Annotated in this window: 14 protein-coding genes and 1 pseudogene; 7 read left to right on the top strand and 8 right to left on the bottom strand. The window is 67.9% G+C overall.

The annotated features are described in order from the left end of the window. Position 1: 1 nt before the first annotated feature. The 3 genes from CAL24_RS24395 to CAL24_RS24390 are packed head-to-tail and all read left to right on the top strand — an operon-like array spanning position 2 to position 1,533. Entirely contained in the window at positions 2 to 319 is a 318-nt protein-coding gene (locus tag CAL24_RS24395; RefSeq protein ID WP_249278604.1) for an acyl carrier protein, read from the top strand. Next, positions 316 to 1,128 (top strand): beta-ketoacyl synthase N-terminal-like domain-containing protein, encoded by an 813-nt coding sequence (locus CAL24_RS21035; RefSeq protein WP_249278603.1) that lies wholly within the window; start codon positions 316 to 318, stop codon positions 1,126 to 1,128. The genes CAL24_RS24395 and CAL24_RS21035 overlap by 4 nt, the downstream gene beginning before the upstream one ends. Positions 1,129 to 1,137: 9 nt before the next feature. Continuing rightward, positions 1,138 to 1,533: a hypothetical protein gene (locus CAL24_RS24390; protein ID WP_249278602.1), complete on the top strand. Its 396-nt coding sequence runs from the start codon at positions 1,138 to 1,140 to the stop codon at positions 1,531 to 1,533. A 30-nt stretch (positions 1,534 to 1,563) separates the two neighbouring features. Here CAL24_RS24390 and CAL24_RS21030 read toward each other — a convergent pair. From CAL24_RS21030 to CAL24_RS20995, 8 genes and pseudogenes are all read right to left on the bottom strand, one after another. Next, positions 1,564 to 2,326, bottom strand: a pseudogene (locus CAL24_RS21030) (SDR family oxidoreductase). A 2-nt stretch (positions 2,327 to 2,328) separates the two neighbouring features. Then, positions 2,329 to 3,324: an NAD(P)H-quinone oxidoreductase gene (locus tag CAL24_RS21025; protein WP_094807805.1), complete on the bottom strand. Its 996-nt coding sequence runs from the start codon at positions 3,322 to 3,324 to the stop codon at positions 2,329 to 2,331. Positions 3,325 to 3,338: 14 nt separating this feature from the next. After that, a complete protein-coding gene (locus tag CAL24_RS21020) occupies positions 3,339 to 4,043 on the bottom strand; it encodes an ABC transporter ATP-binding protein (protein WP_094807804.1) in 705 nt (234 codons plus the stop codon). Beyond that, positions 4,036 to 5,817, bottom strand: coding sequence for a branched-chain amino acid ABC transporter ATP-binding protein/permease (locus CAL24_RS21015; RefSeq protein ID WP_094807803.1), 1,782 nt, complete (start codon positions 5,815 to 5,817; stop codon positions 4,036 to 4,038). Before CAL24_RS21015 ends, CAL24_RS21020 begins: the two co-directional genes overlap by 8 nt. 10 nt (positions 5,818 to 5,827) lie before the next feature. Beyond that, on the bottom strand, positions 5,828 to 6,694 hold the full coding sequence (locus CAL24_RS21010) for a branched-chain amino acid ABC transporter permease (protein ID WP_028354948.1): 867 nt from the start codon (positions 6,692 to 6,694) through the stop codon (positions 5,828 to 5,830). 70 nt (positions 6,695 to 6,764) lie between these two features. Further along, positions 6,765 to 7,964, bottom strand: coding sequence for an ABC transporter substrate-binding protein (locus CAL24_RS21005; RefSeq protein WP_028354947.1), 1,200 nt, complete (start codon positions 7,962 to 7,964; stop codon positions 6,765 to 6,767). Between the two features lie 491 nt (positions 7,965 to 8,455). Then, positions 8,456 to 9,523, bottom strand: a complete 1,068-nt coding sequence (locus CAL24_RS21000) for a glycerol dehydrogenase (RefSeq protein ID WP_094807802.1) — start codon at positions 9,521 to 9,523, stop codon at positions 8,456 to 8,458. Positions 9,524 to 9,533: 10 nt separating this feature from the next. Continuing rightward, entirely contained in the window at positions 9,534 to 10,265 is a 732-nt protein-coding gene (locus tag CAL24_RS20995; RefSeq protein ID WP_028354945.1) for a GntR family transcriptional regulator, read from the bottom strand. 114 nt (positions 10,266 to 10,379) lie between these two features. Between CAL24_RS20995 and CAL24_RS20990 the strand changes: the two genes are divergently transcribed. From CAL24_RS20990 to CAL24_RS20975, 4 genes are read left to right on the top strand one after another with little or no spacing between them, the layout of a single operon-like run. Further along, the gene (locus CAL24_RS20990; RefSeq protein ID WP_094807801.1) at positions 10,380 to 11,234 is read left to right on the top strand and encodes a transketolase; all 855 of its coding nucleotides are present in this window, start codon (positions 10,380 to 10,382) and stop codon (positions 11,232 to 11,234) included. Between the two features lie 11 nt (positions 11,235 to 11,245). Beyond that, on the top strand, positions 11,246 to 12,226 hold the full coding sequence (locus tag CAL24_RS20985) for a transketolase family protein (protein WP_094807800.1): 981 nt from the start codon (positions 11,246 to 11,248) through the stop codon (positions 12,224 to 12,226). Between the two features lie 22 nt (positions 12,227 to 12,248). Then, entirely contained in the window at positions 12,249 to 13,064 is an 816-nt protein-coding gene (locus tag CAL24_RS20980) for a shikimate dehydrogenase family protein (protein WP_094807799.1), read from the top strand. Positions 13,065 to 13,083: 19 nt separating this feature from the next. Continuing rightward, on the top strand, positions 13,084 to 14,697 hold the full coding sequence (locus CAL24_RS20975) for a GMC family oxidoreductase (protein WP_038853714.1): 1,614 nt from the start codon (positions 13,084 to 13,086) through the stop codon (positions 14,695 to 14,697). The last annotated feature ends 406 nt before the right edge of the window (positions 14,698 to 15,103 follow it).

Genomic DNA, 15,103 nt, shown 5'->3' with positions numbered 1-15,103 from the left:
CTTGCTCGAGGACCAGGAGTTCGGGGCCGTCGTGGCGCAGTTCGATTCCATGGCCGTGCTCGAGATCCTGCTGGAAATCGAAACCGAGTTCGGACTGACCACAGACGAAATGCTGCCTACCGACCACAACCTCGGTGCGCAGGAAATCACCAGCGTGTTTCCCAAGAACTTGAGCGGCTTGATGGCCTATATGCACGAAGTGGCGGCGCGTCGCGCCACGCTGCAGGCCGACGCCACCGACCCGCGCGCCGTCTTGGCCGCTCGGCGTGGCGCCGCCAAGAATGGGAAGCCACCCGAGCGTACGGAGGCCGCCGAATGATGCGCCGACGTGTATTGATCACCGCTATCGGCATGGCTTCGCCTCTGGGCGGCTCGGTTGGGGAAACTTTCGAGGCGCTCATTGCCGGCAAGTGCGGCATTGGCAGGCATCCCGATCCTGGCATCGAAAAGAGTGTCGGTTATGTGCGCGAGGACGTTTCCGGGGCCGCGCCGCCCAGCCAGGCCCGCATGATGGACCGCGTGACGCTGCTGGCTCAGTACGCCACCGACCAGGCCGTCGCGGAAGCGGCCCTGGACGCTTCCCGCCTGTCCGAGTGTGGCGTTTTCGTGGGGACGGGCATCGGCGGCGTGTCGACACTGTGCGAGGCGGTCGAGGCTTACCATGGCATCCGGCCCCGTCGCCCGGTGCTGGTGGTGCCCGCCGTCATGCCCCATGCCCCGGCGGCGCTGATCGCGCAGAAGCTGGAGTCGGTCGCCGAGGCACAAACCTACGCCACTGCGTGTTCGGCCGGCGCCGTCGCCATCGGAGAAGCCTTCCGCCGCGTGCGCGATGGCTATCTGGATATCGCCATCGCGGGAGGGACGGAATCGATGTTCACTCCCGCGCTCATGGCGGCGTGGAAGCAGTTGTATGTCCTGTGCGCCGAGCCTGCGGACGCGCGCGGTGGTTATTGCCGGCCGTTCAGTCACAAACGCAGCGGATTCGCCTTGGGCGAGGGGGCTGCAATGCTGGTGTTGGAGTCCGCCGAACACGCTCGGGCACGCAATGCCACCGTGATCGCCGAACTTCGTGGTTATGGCGTCAGCAACGACGGGACCCATCCGGTGCACCCCGACGCCCGCGGTTAGGCGCTGGCGATGCTGCGCTGTCTTGCCGACGGCGGCTTGGCCGCAAGCGACATCGGTTATATCAACGCCCACGCCACCGGCACGCTGGTGGGCGACCGTATCGAAACCGCCGCCATCAAGCAGGTATTCGGCGAACATGCTTGCCATCTGCCCATCAGCAGCATCAAGGGCGCAATCGGGCATGCAATCGGTGCGGCCGGCGCCATCGAAGCCGCTGTCACGGCGCTGTCGGTGCAGCGCGGCGTCGTCCCGCCCACCTTGTTCTTCGAAGGCGGCGATCCGGAGTGCGATCTCGACTACGTACCGGGTACGGCGCGCCGATTGCTTGACCTGCGCCTGGCGATCAGCAACTCCTTCGGCATGGGCGGCAATAACGCCGTCCTTGCGTTCGGGCGGGCGCCATGACCGTGCCGCACAGCGTGGCGCTTACTAGTCTTACGTCATCAACCAGCCCCCCCGCCACGTCCAGCACCTGGCCCGTGACAAACCGGGCCTGGTCCGACGCGAAGAACAGGCAGGCATCGGCCACTTCCTCGGGCGTGCCGAGGCGGCCCAGCGGCGTGACGCGCAGCACGGCGTCGTTGACGGCCTGCGGCACGGAGCGCAGCAGCGGCGTGCCGATGCGCCCGGGCGCCAGGGCGTTGACGGTGACGCCGTATTCGCCCAGTTCGGCCGCCCAGTGGCGGGTCAGGCCGACCAGCGCGGCCTTGGTGGCGGCGTAGTGGGCGCCGACGATGTCGCAATAGGCCTTGCCGGCCACCGACGACATGTTGATGACGCGGCCGGCGCGCTGGCCGACCATGTGCGGCGCGACCAGGTGCGTCATGTAGAAGGCGCTGTTGAGGTTGACGGCCACCACGCTGTCCCATTCCCCGGGCGGCATTTCCCATACCTTCAGCGCACGGCCGTCCGTCTTGGGCGAGATGCCGACGTTGTTGACCAGGATGTCGGCCGGCCCCAGAGCCTGGGTGATGGTCTCATGGGCCGCCCGGCACGCCTCGAAGCGCGCGACGTCCGCCGCGGCGAAGCAGACGGCGTGGCCGTCGGCCGCCAGCGCGTCGGCGCGTGCCCGGCCGGCGGCGGCGTCGGCGTCGACCAGGCCGACGCGTGCGCCTTCGGCCAGCAGGCCGGCCACGATGGCCGAGCCGATGCCGCCGGCCGCGCCGGTGACGATAGCGGTCTTTCCTGCCAGGCGCATGGTCAGTCCTTTACCTTGAGCATGATCTTGCCGATGTGGCGGCTGCTTTCCATCAGTTCGTGCGCCTGCGCGGCCTGCGCCAGGGGGAACACTTCATGGATGCGCGGCCGGCAGCGGCCGGCTTCCAGCAGCGGCACGACCTTGTCGGCCAGGGCCTGCGCGATAGCGCCCTTGTCTTCGTCGCTGCGCGGACGCAGGGTAGAGCCGGTGAAGGACAGGCGCTTGAGCATGATGGGCATGGCGTCGATCTCGGCCTTGCTGCCCTCCAGGAAGGCGATCTGCACCAGCCGGCCGTTGAGCGCCAGGGTGCGCAGGTTCTTGTTCATGTAGCGGCCGCCCACCATGTCGAGGATGACGTCCACGCCCTTGCCGCCAGTGGCGGCGCGGATCTGCTCCTCGAAGTCCTGTTCGCGGTACAGCACGGCGTGGGCGGCGCCGGCCTGCCGGCAGGCGTCGGCCTTGGCGGCCGTGCCGACCGTGGTCCAGACCTCGGCGCCGAAGGCCTGCGCGAGCTGGATGGCGGTCAGGCCGATGCCGCTGGAGCCGCCGTGCACCAGGAAGGTTTCGCCGGCGCGCAGCCGGGCCCGCTCGAACACGTTGGTCCAGACCGTGAAATAGTTTTCGGGCAGCGCGGCTGCTTCCAGCAGGTTCAGGCCGCGCGGCACGGGAAGGCAATGGCGTTCGTCGGCCAGGCAGTACTCGGCGTAGCCGCCGCCGGGGGTCAGGGCGCAGACCTGCTCGCCCACCTTGCGGTCGCGCGCATCGGGGCCGACGGCGACGATGCGGCCGGACACTTCCAGGCCCAGGTATGGGGAAGCGCCCGGCGGAGGCGGATAGGCGCCCGCGCGCTGCAGCACGTCGGGCCGGTTCACGCCGGCATAGGCGACCTCGATCAGTACCTGCCGCCCGGCGGGCCGTTCCACCGGGCGGGTCGCCGGCACCAGGCAGGCGGGCGCGCCGCCCTGGCCGTGGTCGATATACATGCAGGTGTCGGTCATGCGGAAATCCTCGGTCAGTGGCCCAGGTAGGCTTTTTTCACATGGGGGTCGTTGAGCAGTTCCTGTCCGGTGCCGCGCCGCACGATCGCGCCGTTCTCCAGCACGTAGCCGCGGTCGGCCAGGCGCAGCGTGCGGAAGACGTTCTGCTCCACCAGCAGCACGGTGACGCCGTGCTGGGTGACGTTGCGGATGGTGTCGAACATTTGCTGCACCAGCAGCGGCGACAGCCCCAGCGACGGCTCGTCGAACACCAGCAGCTTCGGGTCGGCCATCAGGCCGCGGGCGATCGCGACCATCTGCTGCTCGCCGCCGGACAGCGAGCCGGCGTACTGGCGCAGCCGTTCGCGCACGCGCGGGAACAGGGCCAGCACTTCGTCCAGCTTGCGCTGCACGATGGGCCGCGCGGCGCGCTTGTAGGAGCCCATCAGCAGGTTGTCGTGCACCGTGAAGTGCGGAAACAGCTGCCGGCCTTCGGGGATCATGGTGATGCCGGCGTCGACGATGTCGTACGGCGTATGGTTGGTGAGGTCGCGGCCCTCGAATTCCACCGTGCCGGCCGTGGCGGGGATGATGCCGCACAGGGTCTTCAGGGTGGTGGTCTTGCCGGCGCCGTTGGCGCCGATCAGGGTGACGATCTCGCCCGGGTGGACTTCGAAGTCCAGCCCGTTGAGCACCTGGCTCTTGCCGTATCCGGAACTCAGATTCGATACCTTAAGCATCCTGGTACTCCTTGCCCAAGTACGCCTCGATGACGGCCGGGTTCTCCACCACTTCCTGCGGCTTGCCGCTGACCAGCACCGCGCCTTCGTTGATGACGATGATGCGGTCCGACAGCGCCATGGTGGCCCGCATCATGTGCTCGATCAGCAGCACCGACACGCCGCTGTCGCGGATGCGGCGGATCATGGCGATGGCTTTTTCGATGTCGGTCGGGTTCAGGCCCGCCATCACTTCGTCCAGCAGCAGGATCTTCGGCTGGATGGCCAGCGCGCGGGCGACTTCCAGCCGCTTCATGCCGCCCACGGTCAGGCTGCGCGCCTCGATGTCAAGCGCGGCGGTCAGGTCGGTCTGCTCGGCCACGCGGCGGGCGATCTGTTCCGCTTCGTCGCGGTTGGCGGTGCGGATGAACGCGCCCAGCATGATGTTCTCCAGCACGCTCAGGCCGGTGAACGGCTTGGCGATCTGGAAAGTGCGGCCCAGTCCGTGGTGCGCGAAGGCGTCGGGCGACTTGCACGAGACCCAGCGGCCATGGTGGTCCAGCAGGGTGACGCTGCCCTGGTCGGCCGCCAGGAAGCCCGACAGCAGGTTGAAGACGGTGGTCTTGCCCGCGCCGTTGGGCCCGATGATGCCGAGGATCTCGCCTTGGTGCAGGGTCAGCGACACGTCGTTGGTGGCGCGCAGGCCGCCGAAGCGCTTGTGCAGGTTCTCGGCCTTGAGCACCGGCTGGCCGTCGCGCGACGGGTCGCGCGCGATGCCGTGCTCGGGGTATTCGCGGCGGGCGCGCGGCGTGCCCAGGTAGGGCAGGCGCGCCAGCAGGCGCTCGATGGCCGGCCCGAAGGCGCCGGCCAGGCCGCGCGGGATGGTCAGCACCACCACCACCAGGATCAGGCCGTAGACCAGGCCGTGCATGCCGTTGCCGACCGCGCTGAGCCAGCCGCGCGCCATTTCGGCGATGGGCAGCACCAGGAAGGTGCCGGCGACCGGCCCGGCCACCGTGCCGAGGCCGCCGATCAGGGCGAACATGGCGATCTGGATGGACAGCTCCAGCGAGAAGGCCGAACTGGGATCGACGAAGGTCAGGTAGGTGATGTGGAAGGTGCCGATGATGCTGGTGAGCATGGCCGACACCACCGCGGCGAGGATCTTCACCCGCACGGTGTGGATGCCCACCGCCAGCGCCGCGTCCTCGCGTTCGCGGATGGCGATGAGGTAGTGGCCGACGCGCGACTTGCGCATGAACCACGACACCCACAACACCAGCAGCAGCAGCGCGAAGGCGATGATGACGTAGTTCAGCTTCTCGCGGAAGACGATCCAGGTCCAGCCGATGTTCAGCGGCAGGCTGATGCCGCTGGAGCCGCCGGTCCAGCTTTCTTCATGGATGACCAGCAGGCGCACCACTTCGAGGATGGCGATGGTGGCCAGCGCGAAGAACGGGCCGCGCAGGCGCAGGGTGGGGTAGCTGATCACCACCGCCACCGCGCCGGAGATCAGCGCGCCGGCGAGCATGCCCAGCCAGGGCGTGATGCCGAAGTTCTGGGTCAGCAAGGTGGCCGTATAGCCGCCGATGCCGTAGAACACGGCATGGCCCAGCGAGAGCTGGCCGGCATAGCCGCCCACGATGTTCCATGCCACCGACAGGGCGGCGAACACGAACAGCAGGACAAACAGGTTGGTCCAGAAGGGCGTGCCCATGATGGCGGGCACCAGGAACATGGCGATCAGCAGCAGCAGGCTGACGTAGGCTTTGGGGCTGCGGAAGTCGGGAAACACGGCGCGCTCCTTATTCTGTGCCGATGCCGAACAGGCCGGTGGGACGCAGGACAAGGATCAGCAGGAAGATCCCGAAATACACCACCTCCTTCAGGTCGGGCGCGATGTAGTAGCCGGCCAGCGTATCGACGATGCCGAGGATCATCGAGCCGGCCACCGCGCCGTACAGGCTGCCCAGGCCGCCCAGCACCACGATCACGAAGGCGGTCAGCACGAAGTAGGTGCCCACGGTGGGGAACACCGGGTACTGGGGCGCCAGCAGGCCGGCGGCGATGCCCACGAACGCGGTGCCCAGGCCGAACGCGATGGCGTACACGCTGTGCACATTGACCCCCATCAGCATGGCCGCGTAGCGGTGCTGGGCCACGGCGCGCAGGGCCCGGCCCAGGTAGGTGCGGTGCATGAACTGGTGCAGCAGCACGGCCAGGGTGATGCCGACCACGAAGGTGATGAGCTGGCCGGTCACCATGGAATAGGGGCCGACGCTGAACGAGTGCGTGCCCAGCTCGACCGGCGGCCGCAGCACGTTGGCGCCGAAGATGACCAGCGCCAGGTTCAGCAGGATGGTCGACACGCCCACGGTGGCGAAGATCTGGATATGCTCGTCGGCATTGAGCAGCGGCTGGATGATGGCGCGCTGCGTCAGCACGCCCAGCGCGAACAGGATGACCGCCACCGGGATCAGCCCGGCATAGGGGTGCAGGCCGAACTGCACCGCGATCAGGTAGACCAGGTACATGCCTACCATCAGGAATTCGCCGTGCGCGAAGTTCACCACGCGCACCACGCCGAAGATCAGCGTCAGGCCCAGGCTGATGATGGTGTAGGCGCCACCCAGCAACAGGCCGTTGATGACCAGTTGAACGAATATATCCATTGTGCAACCTCGTCAGATGCGGAAATCCGGGCTCCCGCGCGGGCCCGGATTTCCCGGCTGGCAGTACGCCCTACTTGTTGAAGATCGGCTTGCCGAGCGCGAGGTTGGACGGCGCGATGGTGACCAGCTTGCCGTCCTGCCACTGCATCACATAGAACGTCGAGGCCGTGTTCTGGCCTTCCTCGTCGAAGGCGAAGCCCCAGCCGTTGGCGCTCTGGCCGGCCGGCTTCTTGTAGGCCAGCACGGCCTCGCGGATCTTGTCGGCGTCGGTGGACTTGGCGTTGGCGATGGCTTCGAAGAAGGCCTTGGCGCCCACGTAGTTGGTCAGGCTGTGGCCCGACTGCGGGTCGCTCTTGTAGGTGGTCTTGTAGGCCTCCAGGAACTTGTCCAGGCCCGGCGCGCCGGCCGGGTTGATGGACGCCTGGGGGAAGTCCAGGTCGAACACGCCGTTCATGTCGGCGCCCACCGCCTTGGCGGTGTCCGCCAGCGAATAGCCGCCGCCGGCGCCGATCACCACCTTGGGCTTGAAGTTGGCGGCGCGCGCCTGGCGGAAATACAGGATGGCGTCGTTCTGGTAGGCCGTCTGCAGCACCACGTCGACGCCCGCGCCCTTCAGGCGCAGGATCAGCGAGGACAGGTCGACCGTCTTGGCCGAATACGGCAGCACTTCGGCCACGGTGTAGCCCAGTTCCTGCGCGCGCTGTTTCTCGGTGGCGGCCACGTCGGTGCCGTAGGGGCCGTCTTCGTGGATGATGCCGATCTTGATCTGCTTCGGGTCCAGGCCCATGCCGGGGCCGATGATCTCGTGCAGCGCGTCGACCACCGCCACCCCGTACAGCGCGGTGTTGGGATTGCTGCGGAACAGGTACTTGTAGCCGCGCGTGGTGATCTTGTGGGCAGTGGCGCCCAGCTCGAAGTAGGGCACCCCGGCCAGCTCGGCCACCGGCGACGCCGCGTACGAGATGCCGGACGCGTAGCTGCCGAACACCGCGACGACCTCGGAGGAGATCAGGCGCTTGGTTTCCGACACCGCCTGGGTGGGATCGACCGCGTCGGCCTTGAGGATTTCGATCTTCTCGCCGTTGATGCCGCCCGCGGCGTTGATCTCGTTGACCGCCAATTCCAGCCCGCGATAGCTTTCCTGGCCCAGCAGCGCCAGCGCGCCGCTGAAGGGGAACAGCGCGCCGATTTTCATGTCGGCCGCCGCGCTGCCGCTGGCGAGCGCGCCGCAGATGCCCAGCGCCAGGGCGAACTTCCGGATTTTGAACATTGCCTGTCTCCTGTTGTTGGTATGGATGGGGGCCGATCAAGCCCGCAGCCGGCCTGTTAAAGAATATATGATATATGTGATCCCAGTTCGAAAAACTCCGACCTGATTCTAGTTGGCATGGCAGGCCGGGAAATCAGGGATTTCCCTAAATCCGCGTCAGATAAGTGTTTTTTTGCGGTAGTGCGGCGTTGTTGGGGTCGGCGAGCCAATCTTTGTCATATATCTTATATCTCTGTCGCATGCCGGGAAGGGTGGAAATTGTGGGCCCGAGCGCGGTTCTCGAATCGTCCGAAGGTGCCGTAGGTGCCCTAGGTGCCGTAGGTGCGGTAGGTGTCTGACACCCCAATTAGGCGGTCCTGGCATGCCGGCGGTTTCGCCTGGGGTGTCAGACACCTGCATGCACTGCCCTGCACTGCCCTGCACCGACCTGCACCGACCTGCACCAACCTGCGCCGACCTGCACTGTTCTGCGCCGGCTGGCTGAGGGTGCGTCAGAAGTGGCGCAGCAGGGCGTCGGCCAGTTCCCGCTGTGTCAGCGTGCGCGCGAAATGGGCGGCATGGCGCGCCTTCAGGGTGAGGGCGGCGGCTTCGTCGATGGCCTGGCGGTCCGGCGTGGTGGCGCCCAGGTCGCGCAGGCTGGCCGGCAGGCCGACCTTGCCGTACCAGCGCCGCAAGCGGGCCAGCATGTCGTCGTCGCGCTGTTCGAGATCCAGCTGCACCAGCAGGCCCACCGCCACCTGCAGGCCGTGCAGGGCGGTGGCGACGCCGGCGATGCGGGGCAGGCCGCGGGTCAGCGCATGGGCGATGGACAGCCCGCCGCTTTCGAAGCCCAGGCCGCTCATCAGGATCATGGCCTCGACCGCGCGCTCGAAGGCGGGCGTGGGCTGGCCGGTGCCGGCCGCCGCCAGGGCGGCCTCGCCGTCGGCCAGCAGCGTGGCCAGGCAGCCGTCGGCGATGTACTGCGCTGTCAGGGTCGAGGCGCCGTCGTACATGTTGCGCCCGCCGGCGCCCAGGCATTGCGCGGCCTCGAATTTCTTGGAGATCGCGTCGCCCAGGCCGGCGCGGAAGAAAAGCGGCGGGGCGGTGGCGATGACCGCGGTATCGACGATGACGGCCGTCGGGTTGAAGGCCATGTGCTCGACCGCCAGCAACTGATGGTGCGCGTCGTACAGCACGTAGTTCTTGCTGGTGGGCGCGTCGTTCGATGCCACGGTGGGCACGGTGACCAGGTGGCAATGGGCCGCGTGCGCCACCGCCTTGCCGGCGTCCAGCGACTTGCCGCCGCCGGCCGCGATGACCAGTTCGAACGGCTGGGCGGCCGCTTGCGCGCGCAGCCGCTCGACCAGGTCGGGCGTAAGGTCGCTGTCGACGATGAGCGGGCGCAGCGCGACGCCGTGGCCGGCGCACAGGGCGGCCAGCCGTCCGCCCAGCACGCCGTGCACGTAGCTGTCGGCCACCAGCACCGCGCGCTTGCCGAACCAGGCGGCCACTTCGCCCAGGCGCTCCAGCGCGCCGGCGCCCTGCATATAGCGGCTGGGGCCGCCGAAGATCTTCAGCATGGAAGGTTCCTTATCGGCGCGCCCGGCCCGCGGCCTGGCGCCGCCCCTGCTCGCGTTCCTGTTCGGCTTGCTCTTGTTCGCGCTGGACCAGCCAGTCGATCATGATTTCGCCGCCCCAGACCAGGTCGGCCTGGATGGCCTTGGCGGCGGCTTCCGGGTCGCGCGCCTTGAGCGCGGCCAGCACCGCCTCGTGGCGGTGCTCGTCGGTGGAGTAGTCCAGCCCGGCGGTCTTGATGTGGAACACCTTCAGGATCGGGCCGGTGATGACCCAGAACGATTCCACCGTGTTGCGCAGGATGGGCTTGTTGCTGGCTTCGAGGATAGAGAAGTGGAACTTGCGGTTCAGGTAGCTGGCCCGCTTGGGGTCGGTGGCCGTGTAGGACAGGAATTCCTTCTGCAGCGCGACCAGGTTGTCGAGCTGTTTCGGCGTGATGTTGCGCGCGGCCTCGGCCGCGCCCATGCCTTCCAGGTGGAAGCGGATCTGCTGGATTTCGCGCAACTTCTCGGAATTGACGTAGGGCACGTACACCGCGGTGGCGGCCTGCATTTCGAGTCCTTGCTCGCTGATGAGGCGGAAGATGGCTTCGCGCACCGGCGTAATGGACACGCCCATCTGGCGCGCCAGTTCGCCGATGATCAGGCGTTCGCCCGGCTCGTATTGCCCGTTGATCAGGGCATTGCGAATCTCGTTGTAGACCCTGACGGAGAGGTTTTCTTTTTTTACCGGTTTCAGGCTGGACATGACGGTGGACGGCGGGGAACAGGACGCATGAATTCTAGCTCGCCATAGCCATTTCTGAGCGCATGGGCTATATTATATATCATATATTAAATAACACGGCAGCGAGGAGACGCGATGCAAGCGCCGCACGCCCCCACCGACGCGCAGTTGAGCCTGCTGCGCCAAAAAGCCCGCTTCATCCGGCTCGAGACCATCCGGCTGATCGAGATCGCCAAGGTCGGCCACTACAGCTCGGTGTTTTCCTGCGCGGAGATCTTCGCCGCGTTGTACTACCACGTCATGAGCCTGCGGCGCGGCGAGCCGCGCTGGGAAGGGCGCGACCGGTTCCTGATGGGCAAGGGGCATGCGGCGGTGGGGCTGTTCCCGGTGCTGGCCGACCTGGGTTTCTTCCCGGCGGAACTGCTGGACCGCTATACCCGTCTCGGCAGCCCGCTGGGCGACCACCCCGACATGAGCAAGGTGCCCGGCGTCGACTTCAGCTCCGGCTCGATCGGCCACGCCCTGTCCAATGGTGCCGGCATGGCGCTGGGCGGGCGCATGCAGGGCCTGCCGTTCAGCGTGTTCGTCATGCTGGGCGACGGCGAAATGCAGGAAGGGCAGGTCTGGGAGGCCGCCCAGTTCGCCGCCCACCACCGGCTGGGCCGGCTGATCGCCATCGTGGACCGCAACGGCTACCAGCTCGACGGCAAGGTCGACGAGGTCATCGGCGTGGAGCCGCTCAAGGACAAATGGACGGCGTTCGGCTGGGAGACGCACGAAGTCGACGGCCACGACCTGCGCGCGCTGGCCGGGCTGCTGTCCCGGCTGAAAGCCGATACCGCGCGCACCCGCCCGGCCTGCGTCATCGCCCGCACCGTCAAGGGCAAGGGCGTGTCGTTCATGGAAACCGAGCCGGGCTGGCACCTGGGCTACCTGGCGCCGGCCGATGCGCAGGCCGCGATCGCCGAAATCCAGTCACGCGACATCTGAGGCTGCACGACATGGCACAAATGCTTTCCCCCGATTCCTGGCAGTATCGCGCGCTGAACGCGGTAACGCCGGGCCTGTCCTACCTGGCCGACGCCCTGATCGACCTGACCCGCGCCGGCCATCCGGTGGTGGCCGGCGCGGCCGACCTGCAGTATTCCAACGGCCTGAACCGCTATGCCGAGGCCTACCCGGACCGCTATGTGCAGTTCGGCATCGCCGAACAGAACATGGTGTCCGCCGCCGCGGGCCTGGCCACCACGGGCATGATGCCGTTCGTCGCCACCTTCGCGTCGTTCCTGGGCCTGCTGTGCTGCGAGCAGATCCGCATGGACGTGGCCTACGCGCGCCTGCCGGTGCGCCTGGTCGGCCACCATACCGGCATCAGCCTGGGGTTCTACGGCACCTCACACCATGCCACCGAGGACATTTCCGCCATGCGCGCCATCGCCGGGCTGACCGTCGTGTCGCCGGCCGACGGCGCGCAGCTCGCGGCGGCGGTCAAGGCGTCGGTGGACTGGCCCGAGCCCATCTACTTCCGCATCGGCCGCGGGCGCGACCCGCAGGTCTATGCCGACGGTTGCCCGTTCACGTTCGGCCGCGCGGTGCGGCATTCGCAGGGCAGCGACCTGAACCTGGTCGCCTGCGGCATCACGGTCAGCGCCGCGTTGGAGGCCGCCGAGCGGCTGCGGGCGCGCGGCTATTCGGTGGGGGTGATCGACATGCCCACCATCAAGCCGCTCGACCGCGAGGCGGTGCTCGACGCGGCCCGCCGGGCGCCCCTGCTGATGACGGTGGAAGAGCACAATGTGCTGGGCGGGCTGGGCTCGGCCGTGGCCGAGGTGCTGGCCGAATCCGGCGCCGGCGCGCGCCTGCGCCGCCACGGCATCTACGATGAATACAGCCTGATCGCCCCGCCCACCACGCTGTACGCGCACTACAAGCTGGACGGCCCCGGCGTCGAGCAGGTGGCGCTGGAGCTGCTGGCCGCATGAACCGAAACCATGGAGTCCACCGATGAGCGATACCGAACCGAAGACGATTACCGGCAACACCCGGCTGTACGGGATCCTGGCGGATCCCATCTATCACGTGAAGACGCCGCAGCGTCTGAATGCCTATTTCGCGCAGATCGGCCACGACGGCGTCTGCGTGCCCATCCACGTCAAGCCCGAGGGCCTGGCGGCCGTCGTGGCGGGCTTGCGCCAGATGGAAAACCTGGGCGGGGTGATCGTCACCATGCCGCACAAGGCCGAGGTGCTGGCGCTGTGCGACGAGGCTTCGGAAGTCACGCGGCAGATCGGCGCGGCCAATGTGCTGTCGCGCGGTCCCGACGGACGCCTGACCGCGCACATGCTGGACGGCGAAGGATTCGTGCGCGGGCTGCTGGAGGCCGGCCGCGAGGTGCGCGGCAAGTCCGCCTACATGGCCGGGGCCGGCGGCGCGGCCAATGCCATTGCCTTCGCCCTGGTGGCGGCCGGCGCGGCGCGCCTGACACTGGCCAACCGCACCCGCTCCAAGGCCGAGGACCTGCGCCAGCGTATTTTGTCGGTGTATCCGCAGGCCCGCATCGATATCGGCACGCCGGACCCGTCCGGGCACGACCTGGTGGTCAACGCGACTTCGCTGGGCATGGCGCCCGAGCATCCGCTGCCGCTCGATGCCGAACGCCTGCAGCCGGCGCAGCTGGTGTGCGAAGTCATCATGCAGCCCAAGGACACGCCCTTGCTGCTGGCGGCGCAGGCGCGCGGCTGCCCGGTGCATTACGGCGCGCCCATGCTGGCCTGCCAGATTCCGCTGATGGCGCGTGCCCTGGGCGTGCCGGGCGCCTGAACGGAAGGGCATGATGTCGATGGACCATAGGGGCGAATACGATTTCGTCATTGCCGGCGGCGGCACGGCCGGCTGCATCCTGGCCAACCGCCTGAGCGCCAGCGGCCGCTACCGGGTGCTGTTGCTGGAGGCCGGCGGCGCGGGCGACAGCCTGTGGATTCCCATTCCGGCGGGTTTCAGCAAGCTGCTGGTGGACCCGCATTTCAACTGGCGCTTCCAGACCGAGCCGGAGGACAACGTGCAGGGTCGCGTGATCGCCGTGCCGCGCGGCAAGGGGCTGGGCGGCTCCACGCTGATCAACGGCATGATCTACGTGCGCGGCCAGCCGCGGGACTACGATGCCTGGGCGGCCGATGGCGCGCAGGGCTGGGGATGGGCGGAGGTCGAGCCGTATTTCCGCAAGGTCGAGAACTATGCCCAGGGCGATGCGCGGCGCGGCAAGGCGGGGCCGATGGTGCTGGAGCAGGTGCGCGAGCGCTACCCGGTTTCCGATGCTTTTCTGCGGGCGGCGGTGCAAGACGGTCAGCCGCTCAACCCCGATTACAACGGCCCGGACCAGGAAGGTTTCGGCCATTACCAGGTGCTGCAGCGGCGCGGCCGGCGCTGGAGCGTGGTGGACGGCTACCTGAAGCCGGCGCTGCGGCGCCCCAACCTGACGGTGCAGAGCGGCGCCCATGTGCTGCGCCTGTTGTTCGAGGGCCGGCGCTGCGCGGGCGTGGTCTATCGGCGCGATGGCCGCGAGGTGGAGGTGCGGGCGGCGCGCGAGACGCTGGTGTGCCTGGGGGCGGTGCAGTCGCCGCAGTTGCTGGAGCTGTCGGGCGTGGGCGACCCGGCGCGGCTGCGGGAGCTGGGGATTCCGGTGCGCGCGGCGGCCAGCCAGGTGGGTGAACATTACATCGATCACTATGCCACGCGCATGAATTGGCGCGTGCGCAATGCGGTCACGCTCAACGAGATGTCGCGCGGGTGGCGGCTGGCGGCGCAGGTGGCGCGCTATTACGCGGCGCGGCGCGGCATCCTGACGCTGGGCACGGGCCTGGTGCATGGTTTCGTCAAGACGCGGCCGGACTTGGCGACACCGGATGTGCAGTATTTCTTTGTGCATGCCAGCTATGCGAATGCGGCGGACCGCATACTGGACCGCCACCCCGGCATGACTATCGGCGTGGCGCAGTTGCGGCCCGAGTCGGTGGGGTCCATTCATATCAAGTCCGCCGATCCGCTGGCGCCGCCGGCGATCCGCCCCAATTTCCTGAGCGCGCAGGTCGACCGCGACAGCCTGGTGCGGGGGATGCAGATCGCCCGGCGCATTGTCGGGCAGCCGGCGATGCAGCGCTATGTGGAGCGGGAGCTCAGCCCGGGGGCCGGGGTGGATAGCGATGAGGAATGGCTGGATTTCGCGCGCCGCAATGGGCAGACGATCTACCACCCGATCGGCACGTGCCGGATGGGCAGCGACGAGGCCGCCGTGACTGACTCGCGGTTGCGGGTGCGCGGGGTGCCGGGCTTGCGGGTGGTGGATGCTTCGGTCATGCCGCGGATGGTGTCGGGGAATACGCAGGGGGCAGTGATGATGGTGGCGGAGAAGGGGGCGGATTTGATTCTGGAGGATGCTGCGGGCGAGGGGGGTTAGGTGGTGGGGGCATGCATGCGGGGCGTGGGTGTGTGCTGAGGTGTCGGTGTGTGCTTGGGACGTCGGCGGGCGAGGGATGCGTTCTTGGGGCGTCCTGGGCGGGGCTGGGGAGTGCGGGCCGGCCACGTCGCTCGGCTCGGGCGCGCCCCCAGGCGCCCTCGGCCCCCTGCGGGGGCTGCCCTCGCTCCAACTGGCCGTCCCGCACTCCCCAGCCCCGCCCAGGACTCACAGCAGCGGCATGCGGTGGTCCGCTGAACCTTTGAGGACTGGGAGATTCGCGATTCGTCGGTAGGTGTCAGACACCCCTATGCACTGTCTTGCTCATGAGATGACGTGCAGGGGGTGTCTGACACCTGCATACCTACGAACATGCGGCACCGGAGTGCCGACCAGAGAAACTGCGAGC

The organism is Bordetella genomosp. 2 (genome assembly GCF_002261345.1).
Classification (GTDB): Bacteria; Pseudomonadota; Gammaproteobacteria; order Burkholderiales; family Burkholderiaceae_B; genus Bordetella_A.
This window is presented reverse-complemented; position numbering and strand designations above follow the sequence as displayed.

Excerpts from the sequence above, each read along its gene's own strand:
- CAL24_RS21035 (WP_249278603.1), top strand. The coding sequence starts at position 316 with ATGATGCGCCGACGTGTATTGATCACCGCTATCGGCATGGCTTCGCCT.
- CAL24_RS21025 (WP_094807805.1), bottom strand. The coding sequence starts at position 3,324 with ATGACCGACACCTGCATGTATATCGACCACGGCCAGGGCGGCGCGCCC.
- CAL24_RS20975 (WP_038853714.1), top strand. The coding sequence starts at position 13,084 with ATGGACCATAGGGGCGAATACGATTTCGTCATTGCCGGCGGCGGCACG.
- CAL24_RS21010 (WP_028354948.1), bottom strand. The coding sequence starts at position 6,694 with ATGGATATATTCGTTCAACTGGTCATCAACGGCCTGTTGCTGGGTGGC.
- CAL24_RS20980 (WP_094807799.1), top strand. The coding sequence starts at position 12,249 with ATGAGCGATACCGAACCGAAGACGATTACCGGCAACACCCGGCTGTAC.
- CAL24_RS24390 (WP_249278602.1), top strand. The coding sequence starts at position 1,138 with ATGCTGCGCTGTCTTGCCGACGGCGGCTTGGCCGCAAGCGACATCGGT.
- CAL24_RS20995 (WP_028354945.1), bottom strand. The coding sequence starts at position 10,265 with ATGTCCAGCCTGAAACCGGTAAAAAAAGAAAACCTCTCCGTCAGGGTC.
- CAL24_RS20985 (WP_094807800.1), top strand. The coding sequence starts at position 11,246 with ATGGCACAAATGCTTTCCCCCGATTCCTGGCAGTATCGCGCGCTGAAC.
- CAL24_RS21020 (WP_094807804.1), bottom strand. The coding sequence starts at position 4,043 with ATGCTTAAGGTATCGAATCTGAGTTCCGGATACGGCAAGAGCCAGGTG.
- CAL24_RS21005 (WP_028354947.1), bottom strand. The coding sequence starts at position 7,964 with ATGTTCAAAATCCGGAAGTTCGCCCTGGCGCTGGGCATCTGCGGCGCG.
- CAL24_RS20990 (WP_094807801.1), top strand. The coding sequence starts at position 10,380 with ATGCAAGCGCCGCACGCCCCCACCGACGCGCAGTTGAGCCTGCTGCGC.
- CAL24_RS21000 (WP_094807802.1), bottom strand. The coding sequence starts at position 9,523 with ATGCTGAAGATCTTCGGCGGCCCCAGCCGCTATATGCAGGGCGCCGGC.